This window comes from Rhodospirillaceae bacterium (assembly GCA_040219235.1).
In the GTDB taxonomy this organism is placed as follows: Bacteria; Pseudomonadota; Alphaproteobacteria; order Rhodospirillales; family Rhodospirillaceae; genus WLXB01.
Map to the genome: position 1 here is coordinate 403,025 of JAVJSV010000011.1, position 24,559 is coordinate 427,583.

A 24,559-nucleotide genomic window follows, 5' to 3' on the forward strand; every position below is an offset into this window, starting at 1 on the left:
AAACCGCGACTTCCGGCGGAGTGTTGTTTTAGCTCCGCGACCCGATAGCTCAGGTGGGGCGCATAGCTCAGTTGGCAGAGCAGCTGACTCTTAATCAGCGGGTCCGAGGTTCGAGCCCTCGTGCGCCCACCAATTTTTAAAATTAAATGAGTGTCTTAGCTATAGAATCCCGAATGTGAAATGTTTCTAAAAGGAATTTCGGGAGCGCTTCGGAAGTATTCGGCACTGGAAATAGCTTCCCCGATACCATTAGTTTGGCCATTGAGAATGGTAAATTCTACTTGCCAAAGATATGGTGAGAGGCGCCAATCGAAGCTAGATCAGTCTCAAAATTAGATCTCAAGGTTTCGAGCCCGAGATAATAACTACTGAATGATTTTGAGACTCTTTCAGCAGTGGCTCGGTCTTTAGGAAACGGTATTAATACCTCATTCACTCAATTGCCCACATCAAGTGAAAACTGATCGATAATCGAAGTATTGTTGACTCGGACAATTACGACTTCTTTGGTCAATACCACGTTCTCTTGTCCAGGCATCAAAACACAAAACTCTCCAATATATTTACTGGCTCTTTCTGGCGAAATTAAACCGTAAAAATTGAGGCCCGAAACCTCGCCGCCTAAACAAGAATTTATGAACCGGAGAAGGTGCCTGGTTGTGTTAATCAGGGAATGAATTGCAACGAGTCATCATACGTTACAGTTTAATTCCTTAACGTTCCTCACACACTCTCAGCGTTTCGGTCTGCCCATGCTGTTTTAAGTATTGCACCGAGTGCGACCATTACGGCTAAGGCTTGAGCGACGTTGCCGAGGAAGGGCACCAAACCTATGAGTGCGAATGTAAACACTCCCGCGAAGGCCCATCCTAAGCGCCCCCGTGTCGTGATGGGGGTCCCGCTTTGTTTTGTAAGACGGCGTATTTCGAGGCCCAGCCCCATGCACGCGATGACAAATGAGGATGCCACCATGAGAGCGTAGCAACCGAGAACAAACAAGCCGAGCGGGATTCCGATTAAGGTGGCCATCAGAATGGCGCTTATGGCTGGAAAGCTGATCATTGCAGCGAAACCAATACCAAGGTTCTGGAACACGTTCGCTCTGACGCGGGCTGAAAACTTATCCATGCTCTGGGGGAACACGGTAGCGACGACACTGGCAAAAATCGCCAGGGCCACGACGATTGCAAACCATAGAGCAAGTCCCATTGCGATCATCCGCCCTATACCAACAGACTCGTCTAATCCGAAGCCGTGGTCTTGCCATACCTTCCGAGATAGGGTGCCCGTGATCACCACATCGGCGGGCAGATCAAGTTCCTCGCGGCTGCTGTAGGTAAAGTCGCCATCAATCCGAGTTCCCGATAGAATTGTTATGGACGCAGCGTTCACTGTGACATCGCCGCCAATGCGTGAGCCGATCACGGCAGCACCACCGTTGGCTACAAGATCGCCGCTTATCGTGCCATTCAATATAAGCTGGCCACCGGATACGATGGCATCTTCGCCAATTTCTGAGCCGTTTCGCAACGTAACGCGTCCACCGGCAACGATGAGATCGTCTGTAACCATCCCAGAAATATCGACGTCGCCGCCAGCGGCAATAACGTCTTCGACTAATATATCACTTAGCGACACTGAGCCGCCGGCAACGATTAATGATGGAGCAGAAACGCCAAAGAGATTAACGATTCCGCCCGCTGCGAACAGATCATCGACTGAAGAGTTCGTTACCGTAACAACGTCTCCAGCATAGAAGTTGAGCCCTGAACCAGTTGCAAAGTGCAGCGCACGTGTCTCTTCGCCATCATCCGCGATTGCAACGCAAGTAAGCGTAACGCTGAAAAGTAAGACAGTAAGGATTAAGCGTGCGAGAGCGGTGGCGTGGAAAGGAAGGCTCATATTGGATACTCCTGAACATTTACAGCTTGCGGAAGAACCGAAATGCCAATCACATTGTATGTTCTAGCCATGCTGAACAACATCTTCATGCACCAGTAGATCACAACTCAGATCGCGCTTATTGATCAGCGTCAAATTCGGGTTCGACCTATGCTCTATTCGCTCTACGGGTCTTTGCAGACGAGGGCCCCGTCACATTTTCGACCAGAAAATGGCCCTTAGCTATTTCCGCCAACTCTTCACCACTAATGGTTTCTCGCTCCAGCAGGAGGTCTGCCCCCGTTTCAAGAATGTCTTTGTGTTCGGAGAGAAATTTTTTTGCTTTTCTATAAGCCTCCTCAACGAGTTGCCTGACGGCGCAATCAATCTCGCGCGCTGTTTCTTCACTAAATTGGCGGGGGCCAGCCTCTATGGGTATGTCCAGGTATGTCATGCGCTTGGGCTCGTAGACGACCTGCCCAAGGGTTGCGTCCATGCCATACTGCATAATCATACTTCGGGCGATATCTGTTGCTTTAACCAGATCGTCTCCGGCACCAGTTGATATGGTGTCAAATACAAGAACCTCGGCTGCCCGGCCTCCGAGAAGCACCGACATTTTTGCTTCGAGCTCTGCCTTATCCATCAAGTAACGCTCTTCAGTCGGCCGCTGCAGTGTATAGCCCAGCGCACCAATGCCACGCGGAATGATAGAGACTTTGTGAACGGTCTCGCCCCCTTGGAGCGCTAAGGCCAGCAGGGCATGCCCCATTTCGTGGTGTGCGACGACCTCGCGCTCTCGCTTGTTCAAGACGCGGTTCTTTTTCTCTAGGCCAGCCACGATGCGTTCGAATGCGACTGTAAAGTCTTCTTCAATGATGTCATCTGCACCCCGCCGGGTTGCAACCAGAGCAGCTTCGTTCGCAAGATTGGCGAGGTCGGCACCGGTAAATCCGACCGTGAGAGAGGCAATGGCTTCCAGGTCAACGCTGGAGGCTAAGGATATTTTCTTGGTGTGAACGGCTAAGATTGCAAGGCGCCCTTCTTTGTCGGGTCTGTCGACCAGAACCTGTCTGTCAAACCGTCCCGCGCGCAACAGCGCAGGATCTAATATCTCAGGCCGGTTAGTCGCGGCGATGAGAACCACGCCTTGCCGGGGATCGAAACCATCCAGTTCGACGAGAAGCTGGTTCAGCGTTTGCTCTTTCTCATCGTGACCACCCGACATTGGGCCGACGCCTCTGGCCCGACCGAGCGCATCCAACTCATCGATAAAGATGATGCAAGGTGCGCTTTCCGCAGCTTGGTTGAATAAATCTCGTACTCTTGCGGCACCAACGCCGACAAACATCTCGACAAACTCGGACCCGTTTATAGAAAAAAAGGGCACACCAGCCTCGCCCGCGACAGCACGGGCCAGAAGAGTTTTGCCCGTCCCCGGTGGACCAACCAGCATCGTACCCTTTGGCATTCGGGCACCGAGGCGACCATAGGTTTTTGGGTTTTTGAGAAAATCGACGATTTCCTTTAATTCCTGTTTCGCTTCATCGACGCCTGCGACGTCTTCAAAAGTAACTTTGGTATCCTTCTCAACATAGACTTTAGCCTTGCTTTGACCGACGGCCATCATTCCGCCCATGCCTGAACGCATAGCCATACCCCTTATGAGAAAGACCCATAGGCCAATAAAGAGCGCGGTCGGCAAGACCCAAGACATTAGGCGTCTGAGCCACGTATCCTCAGTCGCACCCGTAAAAATGACGTCGTATTGAGCGAGGTCATCGGCAAAGTCGGGATCGACGCGGACGGTCCGAATGCGAGTGCTGCCATCGGCAAGCGGGGACTTCAATTCTCCTTGGATATAGGTTTCGGTGATGACGATTTCAGCGACGTTTCCATTACGAAGCAGTGTTCTGAACTCGCTGTAGGGGACGGTCTCAATGGTCTGCAAAGCCATCCAGTACTGGAAAACCAGCATGATTCCCAATACGGCTAAAAAGTACCAAGTATTGAACTGGGCTTTTTTATCCATGCTCTGATCTATGCACCGTAAAGCTCAGACTGAGGGTGAAAACGCTCATCAATGTGCAAACAGGACCGGAATGTCCGAGTGGGAGATAACGTGACGGGTCATTCCGCCAAACACGACTTCGCGCAGTGGGCTGCGGGCATAAGCGCCCATCACAATAAGATCGGCGCTCAAGTCTTTGCATGTATTAAGCAATGTGACACCGTCAGCTTTATCGTCATCTTCGATGCGGTGAATCACAGATTTAATGTCATGCCAGCCCAAACGTGCACTCGCCAGATTTGCATCTGGTTTACCCTCCGGCACGTCGCCGATTTGGATGATTGAGACGATTTCTGCATGTTTGATGAGATCAAGCGAAGCGCTTAATGCTCTGGATGCTGGGATGCTACCATTCCAGGCGATAGCCGCATGCTTCGGCTCAAAATGAGCTGTCTCTTTTGGAACCATGAGAACGGGATTCCCAGTATGAAACAGAGCTGCCTCTAGCGCCTGCGTTTCGTTGAAAGAAGAAACCTCCCGTGGTTGATCGACAACGACGAGGTCCACAACGCGTCCAACCGTTGATACCGGGTCGTTATAGGTGTGTGCGAGCGGCAACCAAAACCCGGACACGCCCGGTTCCGATGTTGGCCGTTCTACCGTTTTAATCGATTGTTTTTCACAGACTTGGTTAAACGCTGCTTGAGCTTGTTCGCGCAAGTGGGTCGTAACCTTATGGGCAGCCTTGTAGAGTTCTTCGTGGTACGCGCCACTCATTCCGAGCCCAAGATACCCACCATACACTAAAGGATCGCCAACCGTGTGAGTTCCAATGATGTGGCCATCATTCAAAGCTGCAACATGAAATGCGGCGTCAACAACGTGGGTCGCTAACGTGTCTCCTGTTAACGGAACTAAAATCGTCTTCAACAGCGCCATTCTGAGCCTCCTAATCTAGCAGCATGACGATGAAAAACTTAACCGCTGGATCGATTGAGTACTTTGACCGTGGTCAAGTACCCGAGGCTGGCTGCATTATTTTATGATTTTCGGATAGGGTGTGACGCGTTCAAGTGTCGGCTTTGGTGGTCAATGGAGGGAAGGCCTTAAGGATTTCAGCGACCGCTTTATTGATAAGGGCCTCAACATCGTCTTCAGCACGAATCCGCTCGGATGCCCAGCCATGCCAAACCTGCTCTCTTGATAGTCGATCAAAGATATCGATGGCGAGCGTGCCTTCCGTGTAGGTTTCAAGCAAAGGCTCATCCAAAACAATATAGTCGTGCCGCCAGTAGCGGCTTCGATACCATACTGTTCCCTCAGTGGAGGTTCTTATTTTTTCTCGTGTGCCGACGGTAAAGGAAATTACGATGTCAGCGGTTTCTGTTGATGTTTTTGTTATGCCTTTCTGTGCCATTTCATGTTCAACCGCCCGACGTATTCTTCGGTCATTAAGGGGTGTGGCATGTGGTTCATCTGATGTCGGGTGCAAGAACGGCTCATCAGAGGCCCAGGCATAGGTTCTAATGCTCGAGAAATCCCGCGAAGGGTCGTAGTCGCTCCATGCTGTTATCTGAGACGCGCACCCAGCCAACGAGATGGCCGTGAAAACAAGAAAAAAAACGGCGACCAAGCATCTAATCTGACCCGAGACCGTTGGGGTTGCGATGGCTGTTGGAAGTGCGAAAGCAGTCATAAGTCGGTTCCTATCGTGCCGCCGCTCTCTTAGGAGTGATACGGCTATTAACTGAATTAGTTCGCCGGACCGATATACCCGGAGAAATATATAGCGAGTCCCAACATCAATATGACGGCGACCCACAAACACACCATCCATGGCGACGGCCCAGACTGATCTGACTTTAGGCCATACCGTTTCTTCCACCCGAACACACCCGACTTTCGAGAACGGAAACCGTGTTTCATCGTCTGACACCTCTATCGGTAAATCTGATACACTCGGTAATTTGTTATCAAAAGCTATGCGGTTCTGAGGTTTGGTGCGTTGTAACCGCTGTGCTTGCGCTCTCCCAATCGGTCGCCGAAGTGTCTGCGTAATCCAGAAGCGCTTCCAAGTCGTCGATACGGAAAAAATGCCGATCAACGCTAGAGATCACGCCTTGGCGCTTAAGTGCGGAAAATGATCTGCTGACGGTTTCTAATGCGAGGCCCAGGTATCCGCCCATATCGGTCTGAGGCATCGGCAAATACACTTCTCGATTGACTTGCTCGCGATTAGGAGCTTTGCGTGACATCGCAACAATAAAAGATGCAACCTTTTCCAAAGGCCGCTTGCACCCCAACAATGTCATTTGGTCATGGGCGGCAGCGAGTTCATCTGAAGCAAGCTGAACCAAGTTTTCACCAAGGGCATCCTCCTGCATCATGCGCCGCAGGACGTCGGTCTTCTTGTTAAAGCGTATTTTTGTCGGAGTTACAGTGACAGCAGAGTAGGAATACGTTTTACCAGCCGTGAGGCCGATGACGTCACCTGTAAAAAAGAACCCAATAATTTGCTGGCGCCCGTCGCTTAGACACCGCATCAGTTTTACACAACCGGTCATCACTTCATAAATCCCAGTTGCGGCATCGCCTTGCGCAAAAACTTGCTGCTTTGGGCCGTACTTCTTTGATGACGTGTCTGTCTTGGATTGGGCGTAAGCCCCTGTCTGCGTTTTCATGAGTGCGCCCCTTATTTTTATAGTTCCTAGAGAGTTATGGCACTGCGCCATCTTGAACCAAAAACACTAGACCTCATTTGCAACACCAAGATGGCTGAGGCGTGATGTTTTGTGACAAAATGAAAACGACTAAAAGGAGTCGTTAACCCAGCTCTACTTCTGGTAGTGTGGTATTTCTTAGTCGAAACCTTAAGGTTGTGGGGTCCGTGATGGGGCGCGTTGGCGGAAGTATTGTTGTTGCGGACGACGACGCCAGGATTCGCAAAGTCTTGGACCATTACCTGTCCAAAGAAGGGTTTACCGTCATTCAAGCCAACAGCGGCAAAGATCTCAGGACCGTAATGACCGAACGAGAGGTCGATCTGGTGCTGCTCGACCTTGACCTTGGCGACGAAGATGGCCTGATGATATCCAAAGAACTGTCGCAACGTGACAATTTGGGTGTGATCATCATCACTGGAAAAGGCGACGTGGTCGACCGTGTTGTGGGCCTAGAGATGGGCGCTGACGATTACCTGCCAAAGCCCTTTAATCTGAGAGAACTCTTGGCGCGCGTAAAAAGTGTTCTGCGTAGAACACAGAACCCCGCAGCTGATGCCGGAAAAAAAGATACGGAGCTTCCTAAAGTTGTTTCCATAAGGTTCGGTGATTGGATACTGGACCCGGAATCGCGGCAACTTATGAAGACTGATGGTTCAGAGGTTGATTTAACAAGCGCGGAGTTCTCCCTGCTACATGCGCTTGCACAGAAGCCAAATCGCGTTATGACGCGAGACCAGCTGCTTGATCACACCACAGGTCGGAAATGGACACCTTATGATCGCAGCATAGATACGTTGGTTGGACGACTGCGCAGTAAGATAGAGCCAACCAAGGGTAAGACGACTTACATCAAGTCTGTCCGAGGCGTGGGATATGTTCTGTCGGTCTCTGATGGAAAGTAGGTGATGGTAGTGCGGTTACACAATTTGGATTGCTGGCGAGCTCAGTAGTTGGTTTTTGAATGACTAGCTTTCTAAAGCCGTGTGCAAGGCGTCAGCCAGATCGCGTTTTGAATATGGTTTCTGTAGGAGCGGTATTTCCCCAGTCGCAAGCTCTGCCGATTTGATTGCGTCTTCAGTGAACCCAGACGTGAACAGAATTTTGCCCGTATATCCAAGTTCCAGCAGCTGGTTGGCCAGTTCTGGCCCGGATTTTCCCTTTGGCATAAGCACGTCGGTAAAGACCAGGTCGATAGCCTGACCCGAGTTGAAAACCTCAAGCGCGTTTTCACCAGAGGACGCTTCAATAACGCTATAGCCCAGCGACTCTATTTGGTGTGCGGCAATGCGCCGGACGCGGGCGTTATCATCAACCACAAGAACGGTTCCCGTGCCAGAATTCATAGGAACAGTCTGCGCTGGTGGCGAGGTGTCTTCCTGGTGCCTTTCCGTAACGGGCAAATACAGAGTGACGACCGTGCCGAAGTCAGGCTCGCTGTAGATTACAATATGCCCGCCAGATTGCTTGACGAAACCATAGACCGTGCTCAATCCGAGGCCCGTGCCGTCTTCTTTTAACTTTGTTGTGAAGAATGGTTCAAATGCCCGGTCGACTATTTCTGGGGTCATGCCATGACCCGTATCTGAGACTCTCACTCTAACATATTTTCCAGGTGAGACATCCCCAAGGGTTGCGATGTAGTTAGAATCCAGGTCGGCATCATCGGTTTCGATCATCAATTGGCCGCCATCCGGCATGGCGTCCCGCGCATTAACGGCCAGGTTGAGAACAGCATTCTCGAATTCAACAGCATCAATCGTCACCAAACCGATGTCCGGCTTGAGACGAAACTCGACGCCGATGTTCCCGCCCAACGTGCGGCGTATAATGGTCTGTATGTCCCGTAGCAAAGCATTGAGGCTAAGCGTTGTTGGTTCCAGGGGCTGGTGCCTGGCAAACGCGAGCAGCCGTCGAGTAAGGTCCGCGCCCATCTGGGTTGCATCTAAAGCTTCCTTTAAGAATTCTCGCGCCGTGCTGTTTTCTGGGGTCTCATCCTCTATAATTTCAAGGCTACCCATAATGGCGGCCAGAATATTATTGAAGTCATGCGCAACGCCGCCGGTTAATTGGCCAAGCGTTTCCATCTTTTTAACCTGACGGAGTTGTGCGTGTAAGGCGTTACGTTCTGTGATATCAATCAGGATTGCCGCAATCAATTTTGGTCTTGATCCATTAACATCTTGCATATGGACTTCGACATCATACGTGGAGCCGTCCTTGCGTTTATGGATGGTTTCAAAGACGATAGATTTTTCTGTGCCTTGCGTAATCGGTTTAATCAATTGCCGGAAAGCGTGTTCTGTATACTCGGGCTTAATGTGAAGAGGACTCATTGAGATCAGCTCTTTAATGGAATACCCGAGGTTCTCTCTGGCCCCCTTATTGACGTCGACGAAGAGCAGCGTATTTGCGTCGAATACATAAATTTCGTTTAGGGATTGCTCGACGATGCGGCCGAGCAGGTCTCTGCGTGTTTCAGCCTCCTTGCGCTTGGTTATGTCGTGAATAATGCCACTGAAAATTGGCCGGCCATTTGCCTCAGATTCCCCCACCGACAACCGCATAGGAAAGATGGTCCCGTCTTTTTTCTGTCCGGATAACTCACGGCCAATGCCAATAACCCTAGGCGTCCCAGATTTAAGGTAATGTTTTATGTAAGAATCATGCTGGCTGCGATGTGGCTCTGGCATAAGGATGCTGACATTCTCACCGACAAGTTCGTCCGTCGCATAACCGAACAGCTGCTCCGTTGCCCTGTTGGCGGCTTCAATTAATCCGTTTTTATCAATCGAGATGATGGCATCCGTTGTCGCTTCGATAGCCGCCTGCGCGCGCGCTAAGGACTCCTGAAGGAATGTGTTGGAATGGTGTGGATGCGTTTCGATTTCTGCCATGATTGGGCTTTCAATAATGCTCTCTGCGTACTTTATGCCGAGCGCTTGCCGAGGTCCAATGGATCAGGTGCCAGTACCCTCGACAGAAAACCTGTTTGGTACAGCTGAAAATTCGCGTTTATCCAAGTCAATGTGGCCAGTTTGGGTCGTGCTGCACGGGAGTAAGTATTGCACTTGAGGTGCGTTGATCTCAGCGTGCAGGGTTTTGTAGAGGATGGTCAGGTGAACGTGCTTGCCAACCATACGCACCTCTTCTATGGCCCGATTCAGCTCATTGTCTTGAGAGGCAAGTATAAATTCATTGCAATACTCTAACTTCTGCTTTTCAAGGTCGATGCATTGCAGCACTGCTGACCGCCATGACCGGCTAAGCTTGAAGCTGCAATTATATACGTCACGCGCACCACTTAGCCCTCGGTGCCAAAGCATCTGTAGAAGCTCTTTGGTTTGTAGGTGCTGAGAGTTTGAGAGCTTCCCCAGCGGGTATATGAAACCGAAGTCTTCCACGAGCCGGTGGTATGCATCTCTGACTACGAGAGCGTTCTCTACTACTTGGTCCAGTCTTTGACTATCACGGGCCTTCATCAGCTTCGCTTCCACAATGTTTTGAGCGCCGTTGTGGCGCGGACTGCAGCAATCTTTTGCCATATCCAATTCGACATTTTCTTGACGGGAATCAACGTGGCGCTGATTGGCCAGCGATAAAGTGTATCATCCAGTTTGGTAGAGCTGGTCATTTATAAAACTATAAAACGCGGACTAACCCGCGGTTGGCTAGGAGGAAATGATGACAGATATACAAAAAATTGAGCCCACTGTTCCTTCACCTTGGCGGCATCCGTTTGCGGCGATGCGCAGTGAAATGAACGACCTGATGAATCGATTTGGGGTGGGGCAGTGGGAGGATGAATGGTTTTTCCACAATAGGCCCTTACAAGCTTCTATTCCATCTGTTGACATCATCGAAACAGACGATGGTTATCAGATGAAGGCTGAGCTGCCGGGACTAAAAGAGGACGATTTTGATCTGGAGATCAAGAATGGCTGCCTCTGCCTGTCGGGCGAAAAACGGCAAGAGACATCAAAAGAGAAGAAGGGTGAGACGGGCAAATATCACGTTACTGAGCGGTCCTTTGGCGCGTTTCAAAGGTCTTTCAATCTTCCTGAGGGGGTCGATCAGTCAAAGGTCAAAGCAACGTTTGAGAATGGCGTTCTGACAGTTGCGATTCCAATTTCCAAAGAGGCTCAAAAAAAGACCATTAAGGTGCCCGTCAAAAAGGCGACCTAGCAGCTCCCCCCTGAGCACGCCAAACATTTGGCCTGTCTCAGTTTGGAACGGTCGCGCCAGCCCCTCGCGCGACCGTTTCTTTTTCCTTCAGGTCATAGCTGTGGGTTATAACGGGTATGACCTGAAGTTGACTGTGTCGCCTCGTTTTCGGTCAGCGACTTATGAGTTATTTGAAGGACGCTCTTACGAGCGAAGCGCATCTGTGATCAATGATTCCCAATAACCCTCATGCACTAGATTTAAACGATCTTCTGGATCGTCTGGGCACCGAGGCGGACACGGGATTATCGTCAGCAGAAGCCTCCGAGCGCTATGAATTATACGGGGCTAATGCGCTCGCCAATGTGAAGCGCAAGAGCTCATGGCTTATTTTGGTCGGGCAACTGAAAAGCTTGCTTACAGCGCTCCTCGCTGCCGCGGCTCTGTTGTCGTTTTTATATGGTGATTTCATAGAGGGTTCGGCGATCGCCGTTGTTATCATTGTAAATACAGCGATTGGGTTTTTCTCGGAACTCAATGCAATCAATTCTATCAATGCACTTAGAAAGCTTGGGGTCACGCTGTCCCGAGTGAGACGCAATGCGCGCGTAGACTTCGTGCCAGCAGAAGAGTTGGTTCCGGGCGATATCATTTTTCTGGAGGCCGGAGATGTAGTGACAGCGGACATGCGGCTGATTGTGTCTTCTCAACTTGAGTGCAATGAATCTCTGTTGACCGGTGAGTCAGAACCTGTGTCGAAACAGTGCGCGTGCTTGGCCCCTGATACACCTTTGCACGAAAGACCAAACATGGTGTTTAAGGGCTCATCCGTCACACGGGGGAACGCGACGGCAGTTGTCGTTGCAACTGGGATGGCGAGCCAGCTTGGGGCCATAGCGACGTTGACGCATGAGGCGCATGACGAGCTTACCCCTCTAGAAAAACGTCTGCACCGTCTTTCCTTACAATTGGTTTGGATCGTTCTTGTCATCGCCATCGCAGTAGCAGCAATTGGCTGGATGGACGGCCGAGATATGGTGCTCATGATAAAGACGGGCATTGCTTTGGCGGTCGCAGCGGTCCCTGAAGGACTTCCCATTGTGGCGACATTGGCTTTGGCGCGAGGAATGTTGCGCATGGCCAAACGCAATGCGTTGGTGGAAAGGCTCTCTGCTGTTGAAGGATTGGGGGCGGTAACAGTCCTGTTCACTGATAAAACAGGCACCCTCACTATGAATAACATGACAGCCAGTGATCTGTTCATCGGCGAGAACCGTTTTTCGTTGGAAGGTGGAGGTGTGCCCAAATTCGGCGTTCATAGTGACGCTGTTCAGCGTGTGATGCGGGCCTGTTCATTGTGTTCAAGCATTGAGCTGGCAAAAACTGGACGGACTCCGGCGATTGGAGATCCGACGGAAATTGCGTTGTTTGACTCTGTTAATCAGGCTGGCTTCTCGGTAAATGCCTTTCGATCTCAATATCCTAGACTCAAAGAGGATGCGTTTGATCCCGAACGAAGGATGATGGCGACTTATCATCGTTCGGATGAAGGCGTTCTTGTAGCCGTTAAGGGGGCCCCGGAATCTGTCCTGTCTCACTGCACATCTGTGTGCGGCAAAGACGGGGCTACATTATTGTCCAAAACGGCGGAGAAGGTGATTTACGATGCGATAGATGCCGCTGCCTTGCAAGGTTTGCGCGTTCTGGCTTTGGCAGACCGTATGGTTTCTGGTGAGGATGAGGCACCGTATCAAGATCTCACTTTCTTAGGGCTTGTTGCGATGAGAGATCCTCCCCGCCCTGATGTTCAAAAAGCTATCAGGGCCGCGCGCAAAGCTGGAATCAAAGTGATCATGTTAACGGGTGACAACCCGGTCACAGGCTCAGCCATTGCTCAAGCTGTTGGTCTTACTGACACGCGTGAGAACGCGATTCTGGGAACAGGCATTGCGCCACAGGAAACACTGACAGAAAATCAACGGGAAAATCTTCTATGCGCTCGCGTTTTTGCGCGAGTCGACCCCAAACAAAAGCTTGAGCTTATCAGTTTGCATCAAGCTGCTGGCGAAATTGTAGCCATGACGGGTGATGGTGTGAATGATGCGCCTGCCCTGAAGAAAGCAGATGTTGGTGTCGCCATGGGTTTAAGGGGAACACAAGTGGCAAAGGAGGCTGCAGACATTGTCTTGCTTGACGATGCTTTTGCGACCATCGTTGCAGCGATTCGAGAAGGTCGCGTTATTTACTCGAACATTAGAAAATTTGTGATTTATCTGTTGTCTTGTAATCTGAGTGAAGTGCTCATTGTTGCGATCGGTATTGCGTTTGGGATGCCGCTGCCACTTCTCCCCCTCCAGATACTCTTTCTAAATCTAGTGACTGATGTGTTTCCAGCTTTAGCTTTAGGAGCGGGTGAGGGAGATTCTCGTGTTTTGGAACGTCCGCCGAGAGATCCCAAAAAAGAAATGTTAACCAAAGGGCATTGGGTTGTCATTGCGGTTTACGGCTTGATAATCACCGCGTCAGTTCTAGCGGCTTTTTTGTGGGCTTTGCGCCAACCTGAGGTGAGTGAGGGCCAGGCCAGGACGATCGCCTTCTTAACCCTGGCTTACGCACAACTCTGGCACGTCTTTAATATGAGAGGGCGCATCAGCAATCCGATCATTAATCCAGTTACCTGCAACCCATATGTTTGGGGCGCGATCAGTTTGTGTATTCTATTAATCATGGGTGCGGTTTACATCCCTGTTTTCGCTGTGCCATTGCAACTCAGTCCTCCAGGTTATGTTGGTTGGGTCGTCACTCTTGTCGCTAGTGTAGTGCCTTTACTGCTCGGGCAAATTTTAAAAGAAGTCGATCGGATTGTCCTCGGATCAGTTGCTCGGCAACACAATCTATTGCGCTAATCGTGTCTTTTGATAACGACGCTAGAGTCCTGCCGCTTGGTGGTTCTGCCCGCGCCAATGTTTCAACCGCATAGAATAGTTCATGAATCTTATAAACTCGGAACATACCCGCCCATCGTATCGCGGTATCTTGTTCTAGACCAATCCAGAATGCTTGTCGCTAGTGCTCCAGACTAAGAAACGAACGCTACCTTTCCAGATGAGATCGAGCCATGAACGGCAACACACTGTGGGCGAAAAAGGGCGTCGAAATTTCTAATTGTCATAGTGGTTCGTGGTTAAACCCAACTTGTTCAAAGTTGAGTCGCCCAAAATTTCAGAAGTTGGCGACTTGACGGATTAGAGATTCTGGAGAGACCGAGAATTCCCGGCGCCTAAGTGTGGCGGTACCCGCACGACTGGTGCCCGTGGCCGGAAGGCGATGGCGATCTGTATGGTCTCTGTTTAGGCGCAACTGCCCTGAGAGCAATGGTTCATGAAGGACCTTGGTCGTTCTCAGGATACTTGATACAACGCGTTGTACTGAGGCGTTTTTGGTTTGGTTTAGGGCTGTTTCACAGAGACGAATATTTTTTTGCTCGAGATCTAAGCAGACTGTTATGCCTCGCCTGAGAGTCACGATCGGTTTTGTGAAGTGGAGGAATGTATCGTGTGGAGGGGAATATCCCTGTCCCCAAAACAATTGAAGTAACTTAAAGACATGTCGTTGCTGTGATTCAGTGAGCTTCGCCAGCGGCGCGACAGGTCCAAAATACTCCATCATTCGATGGTATTCTGCTCGGGTTTGGAATGCATTCTCGATCAAAAGTTCTAGCGGGCTGATGACTTCGATCCCATATTTTTCTGCCATTATTTGCCACTCCAGGTTCATGAACAGTCCGCAGCTTCACCCTGCGATACCAACCCTCTCTTTTTAGCAGTTTGGAAAAGACGCACTCTTGATTGCGATCAAGACGTTTCTTGTTTTGATGCGAATGTTTCGTGACGCTGGGCTAATCAGATGCTTATCAAATATTCGTCTTCTCAAAAGGCTATAAGTTTGATTCCAGTCAATATGGGTGCGGTCCCGTCAGCTTAGGTTGAGCCAGTAAATATAAATTCAACCCGAGCCATTGGAGGTAATTATGGCAAAGAAACAGAATGGTGCATTTGATTGGAGTCAGTCAGGGAACCAACAGATGTCGATGCTTGCATCAGCGAACGGCGCATTCCTCGGTATGCTTGCCAAAGGTGCACAAAATTATGCTGAAAGTATAAGTAAGTTGACCCAAGAGTACTCGAACTTTTTGTGCGAAAGGTTAGAGCGCGATGCTGCATTAGGTGAGAAAATTGCAAAGTGTAAAGATTGGAGTGAAATTTCAGAAGCCCAGCAGGAATGGTTGCAAGAAGCGGGTCAGGAATACGCCACTGAAGCGCAAAAAGCGGCCGACATTGGTATGAAGTTCTTTGCAAATGGGTCTTCAATGCTGCCAAACGGCGCTGATTTCGCGTCTGCCAAATCAGCTAAGTAGGTCGGAGGCACGCCGCGAGATTCATCAGCGGCGTGCCTGCCGTTTATCCCAAGACACCGCGAGGCTAGGGCTTGACCGTATTTACCATACCAATGGCAGCATGATGTGGTGAGGAGTGATGGCCCGCCAACGCTATAAAGGCTAGCAAAATGGTTAAATCAGGCAGCCGTGGCAATTTGAGCGTCCTCAAGTTTGAGTCAAAAAATAGCAAACCTAAGCCAGAGCATCATGATGCCGCGGGGGTACGTAATTCCCCCGTATCTAACTCAGGTCAAGACGGCGACGCCGCAATGCTTTGGCCATCAATCTATACTAGTTGGTTGGGCCAGATTCAAAAGGCATCCTGGCCAGGACAGTATATGTCTTGGCTGCCGAATATGTTTCAGGCCGACGAGCAAACCACATCTTCTGCGCCGACGTGTCCTGAGGAGCCGGACAGCACTTACGTGGATGGTTCTGCGAGTATAGACCGGCTTCTTCAGGCATCCATCGCTAAGACAACTTTAGGTCTATCACCGCCGTCCCTTTTTCTCGCCTATGCTGACTGGGCAATTCATTTGGCAATGGCACCTGGAAAACAGCAGCAGCTTTATCAGAAAGCACTACGTAAAAGTGCGCGATTTGGCGCCTATGCGTTGCGAGCAGCAGCAAGTAAAGAGACACCACCCTGCATAGCGCCATTGCCGCAGGACCGCCGTTTCTCCGGCGAGAGTTGGCAACGGTGGCCGTATAATCTTCTCTATCAATCGTTTCTCATGTCGCAGCAATGGTGGCATAACGCGACCACTGGGGTGCCAGGCGTTTATGAACACCATGAAAACGAAGTCACATTTACTGCCCGTCAGATTTTGGATGTGATGGCACCGTCTAACTTTCTGCTGACGAATCCAGAACTCATTGAGGCGACTACAAGGGAGGGCGGTCAGAACCTTGTCCGTGGTTCAGTAAACTTCGTCGAAGACTGGGAACGCCTCATCGCAGGTCGCCCGCCGGTAGGCAGTGAGAAGATTCGTGTTGGTCGAGATGTGGCTGTGACTCCTGGTCACGTTGTATACCGCAATCATCTTATCGAACTAATTCAGTATGCTCCCGAAACCGACAAAGTATATGCGGAGCCGATCCTGATCGTACCAGCGTGGATCATGAAATATTATATATTAGACTTGTCGCCTGGTAACTCACTGGTTCGTTACCTAGTAGGACAAGGGCACACGGTTTTCATGATTTCGTGGCGTAATCCTGGTGCTGAGGATCGAAGTCTGTCGATGGAGGATTATCTTCGGCTTGGCATCGGCGAGGCAATGACTGCCGTCGAGAGTGTTGTCCCTAAGCAAAAGATCAACGCTGTTGGGTACTGTCTCGGAGGTACGCTGCTCGCAATTGCCGCTGCCGCATTCGCGCGAGATAAGAAGGATCGTCTGAATACGCTCTCTTTTCTGGCGACGCAAATCGATTTTACGGAAGCTGGTGAATTGACCCTTTTTATAGATCCCAGTCAGCTGACATTCCTAGAAGCCATGATGTGGGACCAAGGGTACTTGGACACGAAGCAAATGGCCGGTGCGTTCCAAATGCTCCGTTCCAACGATCTTATTTGGTCGCACATACTTCACAATTACCTGTTAGGGCAGCGGGCTGAACTTTCTGATCTTATGGCCTGGAACGCGGATGCAACCCGAATGCCCTATAAGATGCACAGCGAATACCTGCGTAGACTGTTCTTGGAAAACGATTTTGCGGAAGAGCGTTACAAAGTGAGCGGTCGCCCAGTCGCCTTCTCTGACATCCGCGTTCCGATTTTTGCAGTCGGAACAGAGACAGACCATATCGCGCCATGGCGATCAGTCTATAAGATTCACATGATGGCGGATACAGACATCACATTCGTTCTAACCAAGGGTGGGCACAACGCTGGAATCGTCAGTGAGCCCGGTCATCCGCGGCGCCATTTTCGCATCAGTCACAAGGAAAAAGACGCGCAGTACGTCGCCCCAGAATCTTGGCAGGAAGAAACAATAGAACAAGATGGGTCTTGGTGGCCATCATGGCATGAGTGGCTCGCGCAGCAGTCATCTGGAAAGGGAAGTCTACCAAATTTGGGCAACCCGAGTGCTGGATTAAAACCTATTGCGGATGCTCCTGGAATCTATGTTCATCAAAAATAGGAGCCAAGGAAAGGCGCACAGGACATTGTGATTGAGCGCATCGGTAAGCGTATCTACTTGACCCAGTAGTTCATCGATGAAGCGTAGCCTAATGAGGAGTTGAGGGTGACGACCACAGAAAAAACTGATGAACTAACTATTCTTGCTATGAGCGAGGCGATTATCGACGAATATAAAGCGCGTGCTACGTATCGGAAAGTGATTGAAAAATTCGGACCCATCAGGCCATTCATCAATATCGTTGAAGCTGAAAACCGCCATGTTAATGCGCTGTTGCGGCTGTTTGATAGATTCGGAGTGGAACCGCCGTTGGATGGGTGGCCAGAACGTGTTTCCGCACCGTCTTCGGAATTACAGGCTTGCCAGGATGCCCTCGACGGAGAAATGGAGAACATGGAGATGTATGACCGGCTCCTGAAACAAGTTCGTCATCCGACGGTCAAGGAAGTATTGCAGAACCTAAAAGCTGCTTCACGTGACAACCATTTACCCGCGTTTCAGAGATGTGTAAGGCGCCTCGGCAGGTGAGAATACGCTCCTCGTTCAGGTGTGTTTCCCCCTGCTCAGGACTGATAGGTAGAAAACTTCATACAATCAAACAACGAATGAAGGCGACCTTAAACCGGTCTCCGATACGACCGCGTTTGCGCCATAGGTAGGGCTTCTAAAAATTAAATACTGACATTTTCTTGATCGGAGTCAAAATAATATTCGGTGGTTATGGCATCTTGAAAACGCGCGGTAAGGAGCACTAACCGCAAGACGAACCAGACTAGAAGTTCTTCGGAATAATGGAATGGCAGTCATACGGGGACGCGATGATCTACCGTTGTGGGGTCCGTGGTAAGCCTCATCAAAGGGTTGAAGGAGACTTTTGCCCGAAAATTTGGCAAGCCACGGATTTCCCCTGTTCTGCTTGGAAAGCATATCAAGCTTAAGGCGAGCGACCCGGGCCTTCTTCTAACGCTTAGATGGGGTGACGCCCCGAAGCTATTGGCTGAGCTCAGCAAGCCTCGACTAGAACGGGCGATCTACGTGATCTATCGCCCAGAGACGGAATTGGCGCGCCATTACTTTGAAGCCAATCTAACCCGGCAGTTTGACCAATACATCTGGATTGACCGGACGAGTGCGATATCTCCGTTGCCAGCAGGTCAAATACAAGGAATGCCAGACACTTATCCGTTCGGTGTTTGAGCCGAAGAACTTCGTTAAGGCTTTGCGCGTCAAGCGCACTTTGACTGTCGTCAATAACGCAATGGCCCAATCGAGTAAAAAGTACGTCTCGCATTCATTCATTGAGGGACGCATTATGAAGAATCTAATTATAATTATTTTGGCTGTGTTGACCAGTCTGCCACTGGCCTCAGCGTCTGAGTCTGAGTGGTTTGATCTCGATGAATACTATGAGCTCAAAGCTAAGGATGAAGAGGCGCTTTACCTTATCCTGAGCGCTATGTACGAAACAAATTTCTACACGCGGCATGTTGTTGAAGGTGCTGTCATTTGCGCAACACCCATACCACCGAGTGCTCAAGAACTCATTGCCATAGTGGAGCAAGAGATCAAACAGCCAACGAACGCCATACAGCTTGAGTATAACGAGAGTTCGCATGTTGCGTATATCCTGGTCAACGGCCTTGTCGCAGCCGAGCATAATGGATGCACGTGAAGTCATCTGAGTCTGCCGCAGAAAAAGATTTCAATTTGCCTGGGTTAGGTTGCATTCATATTTAGTCATTGCAGCCGTCCCTAGTCGTCCATCGACAACAGTCAGGTAATCTTAACTGTGTTGTCCAAGTTAACGCGCGGCTCCAAATCCTCAACCCACTAAGTAAGCGCTTCTGTGGCTGTCAAAGTCGTATTTGACCGTGGTCAATATAATCAGAGGCAGCCCTGATAAACTTATAATTGTTTAGTCTGAATTAACTGAGATGCCAACGCCAGCAGCGGTGGAGGCTTAGCTGCATAGGGAGATGTCACTTGACCCCTAACCCACTTGGCGAAATTGTCGCGATACATGGCGGTGTCCTAGATATGCGCTTTGAGGGAAGGGTGCCCCGTGTTCATGAACTGATACGAGTAGGTGACGTTTCCATTGAGGTCGAGGCGCTTGTTGGGGATGGCGTAGTGCGGGGTATGGCCCTTGGTTCCGTTAAGGGATTGGCCCTTGGAATGTCAGCCAATGCCACTGGCGCAGCGATAAAACGCCAGTCGGAGACGGACTGCTTGGCCGAGTGCCATCGCGGGTTGGATATCAGCCAACGTTAGCCACTGAGTTGGCCGAACTGGAAGAGCGGATCACGTCTACCAAATCCGGTGCGATTACCTCGATCCAGGCGGTATATGTTCCTGCAGATGACGTTACCGACCCCGCAGCGGCGCATATCTTTTCACACCTATCTGGATCTGTCGTTTTGTCTCGAAAGCGAGTGAGCGCAGGTCTTTATCCGGCAATCGACCCGCTGACCTCATCCTCGGTCATGCTGAATCCGGGAGGTGTTGGGCAGCGTCATTACGATATAGCCCGCGCAGTATGCCGAACACTCGCTGACTATGAGGGGGCGTGCCAGTACTAGAAGAAGAGCGTGGTCGTCTAGTAGGCGTGGAGGCGGTTATCGACAAAGATTTAACAGCGGCCCTCCTAGCGCGTCTGGTAGGTGCCGATGGTCTTGTCATTCTTACGGACGTTGACGGTGTTTATGAAAAGTGGGGCACACAAAGTCAGCAGCTCATTCGCGATGCTACGCCATCTGCAATGAAGGCTGAGGATTTTTCAGAAGGGTCCATGCGGCCTAAAGTTAATGCTGTGTCTGGCTTTGTCCAGCAGGGTGGGCAGTACGCTGCCATTGGAAACCTGACCTCAGCGTTAGATGTGGTGGAGGGGCTAAAGGGAACAATTATTCGATGATGAAAATGCTTCATGTTTTGCTTTCGGGTTTGAATTTTCACTCCTCTAGAATCTTGATCGCAATTAACGTGTCGGCAATAGAAATACTCCCCTATCGCTTCAAGTCGCGCCATTCAGCTAATGCCTGCTCATGATTAAGCTTTAAAACGTGGCGACTGCATATTAACTTTCTTGGCTGAAGTGGTTGTGTCTTGAATACCGAAGCCAGAGTATAAAGCAGAACTTTATAATATTCTCTCATCTCAATCAGGCTTACCCGTTCTGCAGGCATACAAGTCAAGCTAGGCTTTTTATAGGGACAGGCGAATGACTGACAGAAAAGATGCGCCCCTGAAATACGACATCCGGCTTCTCGGCCGTATTCTAGGAGACGTCGTTCGTGATCATGAAGGTGATGCCGTTTTCAATACCATCGAGCGTATTCGCCGAACGTCGGTTCGATTTCGACGCGATGCTGACATCGCTGCCGAAAACCAGTTGGAAAAGCTCACTCGCTCGCTCGATCTACAAACCACCGATCGAATCATCAGGGCGTTTAGCTACTTCTCGCACTTGGCGAATATTGCCGAAGATCAGCACCATATTCGCCGCACGCGCGCGCATGCTATAGCGGGCGCGCTACCGCGTGAAGGATCGATGGCTTATACCCTGGCACGCTCCAAAGCAGCAGGCGTGTCGCGCAAACAAATTGCGCGGTTCTTCAGTTCTGCGTTATGCGTTCCGGTGTTGACCGCCCACCCGACAGAGGTGCGTCGGCGAAGCTCGATCAACCAAGAAATCGAGTTGGCTCGTTTGCTGGATGAACGCGATAGGGCGAGGCTGACGCCCGACGAACTTTCTGCCAACCGATGTGGTTTGCGCCGTGTGATCGCAACGTTGTGGCAAACCCACATTCTCCGTGATACGCGGCTAAAGGTCATCGACGAAGTAATCAACGGCTTGTCGTATTTCGACCAAACCTTTCTACGAGAGTTGCCGCGCTTTTATGGAGCATTAGAGGACCTGCTCGAGACTGAGCAGGACTGGAGCGGTATCGTCCTTCCGTCGTTTCTCAAGATCGGAAGTTGGATCGGCGGTGACAGGGACGGAAACCCGTATGTCGCGGCGGAGGCGCTCCTTTCGGCACTCAAATTACAGAGCGGTTGCGCCCTTAAATACTATCTGGACGAACTTCATCAGTTGGGCGGCGAACTCCCCTTGGATGATCGCTTGGTTGGCGTCTCGTCTTCGTTGCTCGAGCTATCAGAATCCTCGCCCGACCATGCGCCGCAACGTGCCCATGAGCCATATCGACGTGCGATCAGCGGAATGTTCGCACGGTTAGCGGCCACTATGAGAATTCTCGATCACCTGGAACCGCAACGGCACGAAATAGGTTCCGCACGCCCGTACGATTCTGCACGCGAGGCGATTGCCGATCTCGACGTCATTGTTTCGTCTTTGAAAACAAATGGAGCGCCCGAACTTGCCTCCGGCCGTATTCGTGATTTGCGTCGCGCGCTTGATGTTTTCGGATTTCATTTGGCCTCGATAGATTTGCGTCAGAATTCAGACGTGCATGAGCGTGTTGTCGCCGATCTGTGTGCTGCTGCACGTATCGAAGGCGACTATCTCGCCTGTGACGAGTTACGACGGATTGCAGTGCTTCGCAAAGAAATCGTGAATCCTCGACCGATCGTGTCCGCATATGCTGAATATTGTGACGAAACGAAATCGGAACTCGGTATTCTTCGAGCAGCGCGGGAGAGCCGCCTTGCTTATGGCGATGGTGCAATCGCGAATTATATCATTTCGAAGGCTAACAGCGTTTCCGACGTGCTTGAGGTCATACTGCTTCTCAAAGAGGCTGGCCTTCACGATCCGAGCCAGGAAAAACTTGCGCTCAACGTTATCCCACTTTTCGAGACAATCGATGATCTGCGTCGTTGCCCAGTGATAATGGACGCGCTGTTTGATATTCCCGAGTATCGCGAATTGCTTAAATCGCGTGGCGACATCCAGGAAGTCATGCTCGGGTACTCAGACAGCAATAAGGACGGTGGTTACGTCACATCGTCGTGGGAACTTTACAATGCAGAACTGGCACTCATCGAAGTGTTTCGCCGATACGGTGTACGCTTGCGTTTGTTTCACGGTCGGGGAGGGTCGGTCGGTCGCGGCGGCGGGCCGAGTTATCAAGCCATTCTGGCCCAACCAGAAGGCGCAGTCGATGGCGCGATCCGCATCACCGAGCAAGGTGAAGTCATCGCGGCAAAATACTCTAACCCGGAGGTTGGCCGCCGCAACCTTGAAATTCTCGCAGCGGCGACGTTCGAGGCGACGGTTGGAACGAAACGCGTCAAAAGCGTGTCTTCGGATTTTCTCGCTGCGATGGATGATTTGTCGAATCATGCCTTTCGCGCATACCGACATCTTGTTTACGAGACCGAGGGTTTTGAAGCTTTCTTTCATGAGTCGACGGTCGTCGGCGAGATCGCTAATCTAAATATTGGCAGTCGGCCGGCGTCTCGAAAGAGTTCGCGCCGGATCGAAGATTTGCGAGCGATTCCGTGGGTATTTAGTTGGTCGCAATGCCGCCTAATGTTGCCTGGTTGGTTCGGCCTAGGAACGGGTATCCGAAAATGGCTCCAGGCAAATCCGAAGGGCGGTATGAAACTATTGCGCCGCATGTATCGTTCATGGCCGTTCTTCAAAACGATGATCTCAAATGCCGACATGGTGATGGCAAAGGCGGATGTCGGTATCGCGTCACGGTATGCGCGACTTGTCGCGGATCGCGAGTTGAGCGCGCGCATTTTTGAACGTATCAGCTTGGAGTTCGAGGAATCGCGCGCCGTGATTCTTGATATTACTCAGCAGTCGGAATTGCTGGAAAGCAACCCATTACTCTTGCGTTCATTGCGGAATCGATTCCCGTACATCGATCCGCTGCATCATATTCAGGTTGAATTGCTACGCCGACATCGTGCCGGCGATACGGATTCTCAAGTCGCACAAGGTATCCATCTGACAATTAACGGCATAGCGGCTGGTCTAAGAAACAGCGGCTAAAAATGTGGAACATAGAATACAATGTTTAGCGATGGTGGATCAGTTACCTAAATCAAATTTTCTAAATATTGTGTTGTCGCGTAAGTTTTGATTATGAGTGCCACAGCGTCGCTTTTTTGGCTGTTTTGTGAGTTGTTTCGGAAGGACGCTCAAATCAGAAGAATTGTTCTGTAAAGTTGGCGGCGTCTCCCCAATCTGAGCCTATAGCCAGATTTCTTTCAGGCTCTCTATATACATACATCACACTAAAGCTAGATTTAATCACTGACTATTTGTATGAGCCTGACTGTAGCTAAGCCGTAGTTGTGCGGAAAACAGCTCAATGATTTAATAAAAATATCAGTTAGCTAGCCTTAAATGCCACCCGTCGCTTAATCAGCGGGTCCGAGGTTCGAGCCCTCGTGCGCCCACCACTCTTTTCAACTCTATCTTATTTGCCTTGGGGTCAGCGGCTTACGCGGTCGAGCCGCCAAGGCAGTTGGTCTTTACGGCCGAAAACGATGTTGTCGTTATCGTCGCGTCCTGCGAATGACATCCACAACGTGGTGTCGCCCAGGATGTAGGTCCACTCCCACGAGAGCACCGGGCGAGTGGGAGAAAGGGCACCAAGGCAAGGCTTACCAGAGAGTCCTCGCGCAACCGTATCAACCGCACGCCAGTAGATGATACAGCCCGCCGCACCGTCAGACGCAATGAGGTCTGAGGCTTTCAGCCCTTTCATCTTTTTTGGATCACGCCCAATGGGGGCATAGGTTTTTGGGTCTTTGAAGCGGTAGGGTGCCATTTTGATGGCATTGTTTGGCGTATCAATAGTCAAGGTCCAGACTTGGAATTCCACCATATCGATCGGTCCGTTGGGGCCCCCGTTGCGCAGGGTCACCACAAACACATTCTGTCCCACGTCCGGAGCGTCAATGCGGGTGAAGGTGCGGTGCACGCGCTGGTGCTGAAGTTCTGCTGGTGTGTTGCTGAGTTGTTCAGCCCGCAATTGAGCGCCACTATCGAAGGCACCGTTTAGTCCGTTTACCAGCCGCTCGAGTGTGACCTTAAGGCTAAGGGTCTCAGCGGCTTTGGCGGTTTGCGTGTTTCCGCCTGGAAAGCTCATAGCCAGTATCAAAATCACACTTATGATAAACAGGCGGTGGTTCATTTGTTGGAATTTCCTTAGTGCGCAGCGTCCGTGAGCGTCGCTGCCTTCAGTTTCTTTGCTGTTAGATCATAGAGCATCAAAATGGCGTC

General features: G+C 50.6%; 19 protein-coding genes, 1 tRNA gene and 1 pseudogene. 13 read left to right on the forward strand and 8 right to left on the reverse strand.

The annotated features are described in order from the left end of the window. Window positions 1–56: 56 nt before the first annotated feature. Window positions 57–132 (forward strand) — tRNA-Lys (locus RIC29_05890). Between the two features lie 591 nt (window positions 133–723). Here RIC29_05890 and RIC29_05895 read toward each other — a convergent pair. The 5 genes from RIC29_05895 to RIC29_05915 form a co-directional block, all read right to left on the reverse strand. Then, complete coding sequence (locus RIC29_05895; protein MEQ8734434.1) at window positions 724–1,902, reverse strand: polymer-forming cytoskeletal protein; 1,179 nt, start codon at window positions 1,900–1,902, stop codon at window positions 724–726. 148 nt (window positions 1,903–2,050) lie between these two features. Beyond that, complete coding sequence (gene ftsH, locus RIC29_05900) at window positions 2,051–3,913, reverse strand: ATP-dependent zinc metalloprotease FtsH (GenBank protein ID MEQ8734435.1); 1,863 nt, start codon at window positions 3,911–3,913, stop codon at window positions 2,051–2,053. A gap of 48 nt (window positions 3,914–3,961) precedes the next feature. Beyond that, complete coding sequence (locus RIC29_05905; protein ID MEQ8734436.1) at window positions 3,962–4,831, reverse strand: universal stress protein; 870 nt, start codon at window positions 4,829–4,831, stop codon at window positions 3,962–3,964. 130 nt (window positions 4,832–4,961) lie between these two features. Continuing rightward, window positions 4,962–5,588 carry a DUF4136 domain-containing protein gene (locus RIC29_05910; protein MEQ8734437.1) on the reverse strand — a complete coding sequence of 209 codons (627 nt, stop codon included), beginning with the start codon at window positions 5,586–5,588 and terminating at the stop codon, window positions 4,962–4,964. A 277-nt stretch (window positions 5,589–5,865) separates the two neighbouring features. After that, complete coding sequence (locus RIC29_05915) at window positions 5,866–6,573, reverse strand: helix-turn-helix domain-containing protein (protein MEQ8734438.1); 708 nt, start codon at window positions 6,571–6,573, stop codon at window positions 5,866–5,868. A 209-nt stretch (window positions 6,574–6,782) separates the two neighbouring features. Between RIC29_05915 and RIC29_05920 the strand changes: the two genes are divergently transcribed. Then, complete coding sequence (locus RIC29_05920) at window positions 6,783–7,517, forward strand: response regulator (protein MEQ8734439.1); 735 nt, start codon at window positions 6,783–6,785, stop codon at window positions 7,515–7,517. Window positions 7,518–7,580: 63 nt separating this feature from the next. On the opposite strand, the gene RIC29_05925 is transcribed toward RIC29_05920, so the two are convergent. Both RIC29_05925 and RIC29_05930 read right to left on the reverse strand, forming a co-directional pair. Further along, on the reverse strand, window positions 7,581–9,509 hold the full coding sequence (locus RIC29_05925) for a PAS domain S-box protein (protein MEQ8734440.1): 1,929 nt from the start codon (window positions 9,507–9,509) through the stop codon (window positions 7,581–7,583). Window positions 9,510–9,572: 63 nt separating this feature from the next. Then, window positions 9,573–9,938, reverse strand: coding sequence for a hypothetical protein (locus RIC29_05930; GenBank protein ID MEQ8734441.1), 366 nt, complete (start codon window positions 9,936–9,938; stop codon window positions 9,573–9,575). 358 nt (window positions 9,939–10,296) lie between these two features. On the opposite strand from RIC29_05930, the gene RIC29_05935 reads away from it, so the two are divergent. The 11 genes and pseudogenes from RIC29_05935 to ppc all read left to right on the forward strand — a co-directional run bounded on the left by RIC29_05935 (window position 10,297) and on the right by ppc (window position 23,320). Then, window positions 10,297–10,797 carry an Hsp20/alpha crystallin family protein gene (locus tag RIC29_05935; protein ID MEQ8734442.1) on the forward strand — a complete coding sequence of 167 codons (501 nt, stop codon included), beginning with the start codon at window positions 10,297–10,299 and terminating at the stop codon, window positions 10,795–10,797. Between the two features lie 209 nt (window positions 10,798–11,006). Next, a complete protein-coding gene (locus RIC29_05940; GenBank protein MEQ8734443.1) occupies window positions 11,007–13,682 on the forward strand; it encodes a cation-transporting P-type ATPase in 2,676 nt (891 codons plus the stop codon). A 1,124-nt stretch (window positions 13,683–14,806) separates the two neighbouring features. Continuing rightward, window positions 14,807–15,193, forward strand: coding sequence for a phasin family protein (locus RIC29_05945; GenBank protein ID MEQ8734444.1), 387 nt, complete (start codon window positions 14,807–14,809; stop codon window positions 15,191–15,193). 359 nt (window positions 15,194–15,552) lie between these two features. Beyond that, the gene (locus tag RIC29_05950; protein MEQ8734445.1) at window positions 15,553–17,358 is read left to right on the forward strand and encodes an alpha/beta fold hydrolase; all 1,806 of its coding nucleotides are present in this window, start codon (window positions 15,553–15,555) and stop codon (window positions 17,356–17,358) included. A gap of 105 nt (window positions 17,359–17,463) precedes the next feature. Further along, a complete protein-coding gene (locus RIC29_05955; GenBank protein MEQ8734446.1) occupies window positions 17,464–17,886 on the forward strand; it encodes a DUF2202 domain-containing protein in 423 nt (140 codons plus the stop codon). A gap of 303 nt (window positions 17,887–18,189) precedes the next feature. Further along, window positions 18,190–18,555: an erythromycin esterase family protein gene (locus RIC29_05960; GenBank protein ID MEQ8734447.1), complete on the forward strand. Its 366-nt coding sequence runs from the start codon at window positions 18,190–18,192 to the stop codon at window positions 18,553–18,555. Between the two features lie 115 nt (window positions 18,556–18,670). Continuing rightward, window positions 18,671–19,030: a hypothetical protein gene (locus tag RIC29_05965; protein MEQ8734448.1), complete on the forward strand. Its 360-nt coding sequence runs from the start codon at window positions 18,671–18,673 to the stop codon at window positions 19,028–19,030. 311 nt (window positions 19,031–19,341) lie between these two features. Further along, on the forward strand, window positions 19,342–19,629 hold the full coding sequence (locus RIC29_05970; GenBank protein ID MEQ8734449.1) for a hypothetical protein: 288 nt from the start codon (window positions 19,342–19,344) through the stop codon (window positions 19,627–19,629). Then, a pseudogene (locus RIC29_05975) lies at window positions 19,584–19,886 on the forward strand (F0F1 ATP synthase subunit beta). The gene RIC29_05970 and the pseudogene RIC29_05975 overlap by 46 nt, the downstream one beginning before the upstream one ends. Before the next feature lie 38 nt (window positions 19,887–19,924). Then, window positions 19,925–20,269, forward strand: coding sequence for a hypothetical protein (locus tag RIC29_05980; GenBank protein MEQ8734450.1), 345 nt, complete (start codon window positions 19,925–19,927; stop codon window positions 20,267–20,269). 306 nt (window positions 20,270–20,575) lie between these two features. Next, window positions 20,576–23,320, forward strand: coding sequence for a phosphoenolpyruvate carboxylase (gene ppc / locus RIC29_05985; protein ID MEQ8734451.1), 2,745 nt, complete (start codon window positions 20,576–20,578; stop codon window positions 23,318–23,320). A gap of 445 nt (window positions 23,321–23,765) precedes the next feature. Here the strand turns inward: ppc and RIC29_05990 are convergent, their stop codons facing one another. Next, a complete protein-coding gene (locus tag RIC29_05990; protein ID MEQ8734452.1) occupies window positions 23,766–24,470 on the reverse strand; it encodes a CpcT/CpeT family chromophore lyase in 705 nt (234 codons plus the stop codon). Window positions 24,471–24,559 lie beyond the last annotated feature (89 nt).

Bases quoted from the DNA above. Each gene is read 5' to 3' on its own strand.
- RIC29_05930 (MEQ8734441.1), bottom strand. From the start codon at position 9,938: ATGCTTTGGCACCGAGGGCTAAGTGGTGCGCGTGACGTATATAATTGC.
- ftsH (MEQ8734435.1), bottom strand. From the start codon at position 3,913: ATGGATAAAAAAGCCCAGTTCAATACTTGGTACTTTTTAGCCGTATTG.
- RIC29_05910 (MEQ8734437.1), bottom strand. From the start codon at position 5,588: ATGACTGCTTTCGCACTTCCAACAGCCATCGCAACCCCAACGGTCTCG.
- ppc (MEQ8734451.1), top strand. From the start codon at position 20,576: ATGACTGACAGAAAAGATGCGCCCCTGAAATACGACATCCGGCTTCTC.
- RIC29_05915 (MEQ8734438.1), bottom strand. From the start codon at position 6,573: ATGAAAACGCAGACAGGGGCTTACGCCCAATCCAAGACAGACACGTCA.
- RIC29_05940 (MEQ8734443.1), top strand. From the start codon at position 11,007: ATGATTCCCAATAACCCTCATGCACTAGATTTAAACGATCTTCTGGAT.
- RIC29_05950 (MEQ8734445.1), top strand. From the start codon at position 15,553: ATGTCTTGGCTGCCGAATATGTTTCAGGCCGACGAGCAAACCACATCT.
- RIC29_05990 (MEQ8734452.1), bottom strand. From the start codon at position 24,470: ATGAACCACCGCCTGTTTATCATAAGTGTGATTTTGATACTGGCTATG.
- RIC29_05895 (MEQ8734434.1), bottom strand. From the start codon at position 1,902: ATGAGCCTTCCTTTCCACGCCACCGCTCTCGCACGCTTAATCCTTACT.
- RIC29_05920 (MEQ8734439.1), top strand. From the start codon at position 6,783: ATGGGGCGCGTTGGCGGAAGTATTGTTGTTGCGGACGACGACGCCAGG.
- RIC29_05965 (MEQ8734448.1), top strand. From the start codon at position 18,671: ATGAAGAATCTAATTATAATTATTTTGGCTGTGTTGACCAGTCTGCCA.
- RIC29_05935 (MEQ8734442.1), top strand. From the start codon at position 10,297: ATGACAGATATACAAAAAATTGAGCCCACTGTTCCTTCACCTTGGCGG.
- RIC29_05905 (MEQ8734436.1), bottom strand. From the start codon at position 4,831: ATGGCGCTGTTGAAGACGATTTTAGTTCCGTTAACAGGAGACACGTTA.
- RIC29_05925 (MEQ8734440.1), bottom strand. From the start codon at position 9,509: ATGGCAGAAATCGAAACGCATCCACACCATTCCAACACATTCCTTCAG.
- RIC29_05945 (MEQ8734444.1), top strand. From the start codon at position 14,807: ATGGCAAAGAAACAGAATGGTGCATTTGATTGGAGTCAGTCAGGGAAC.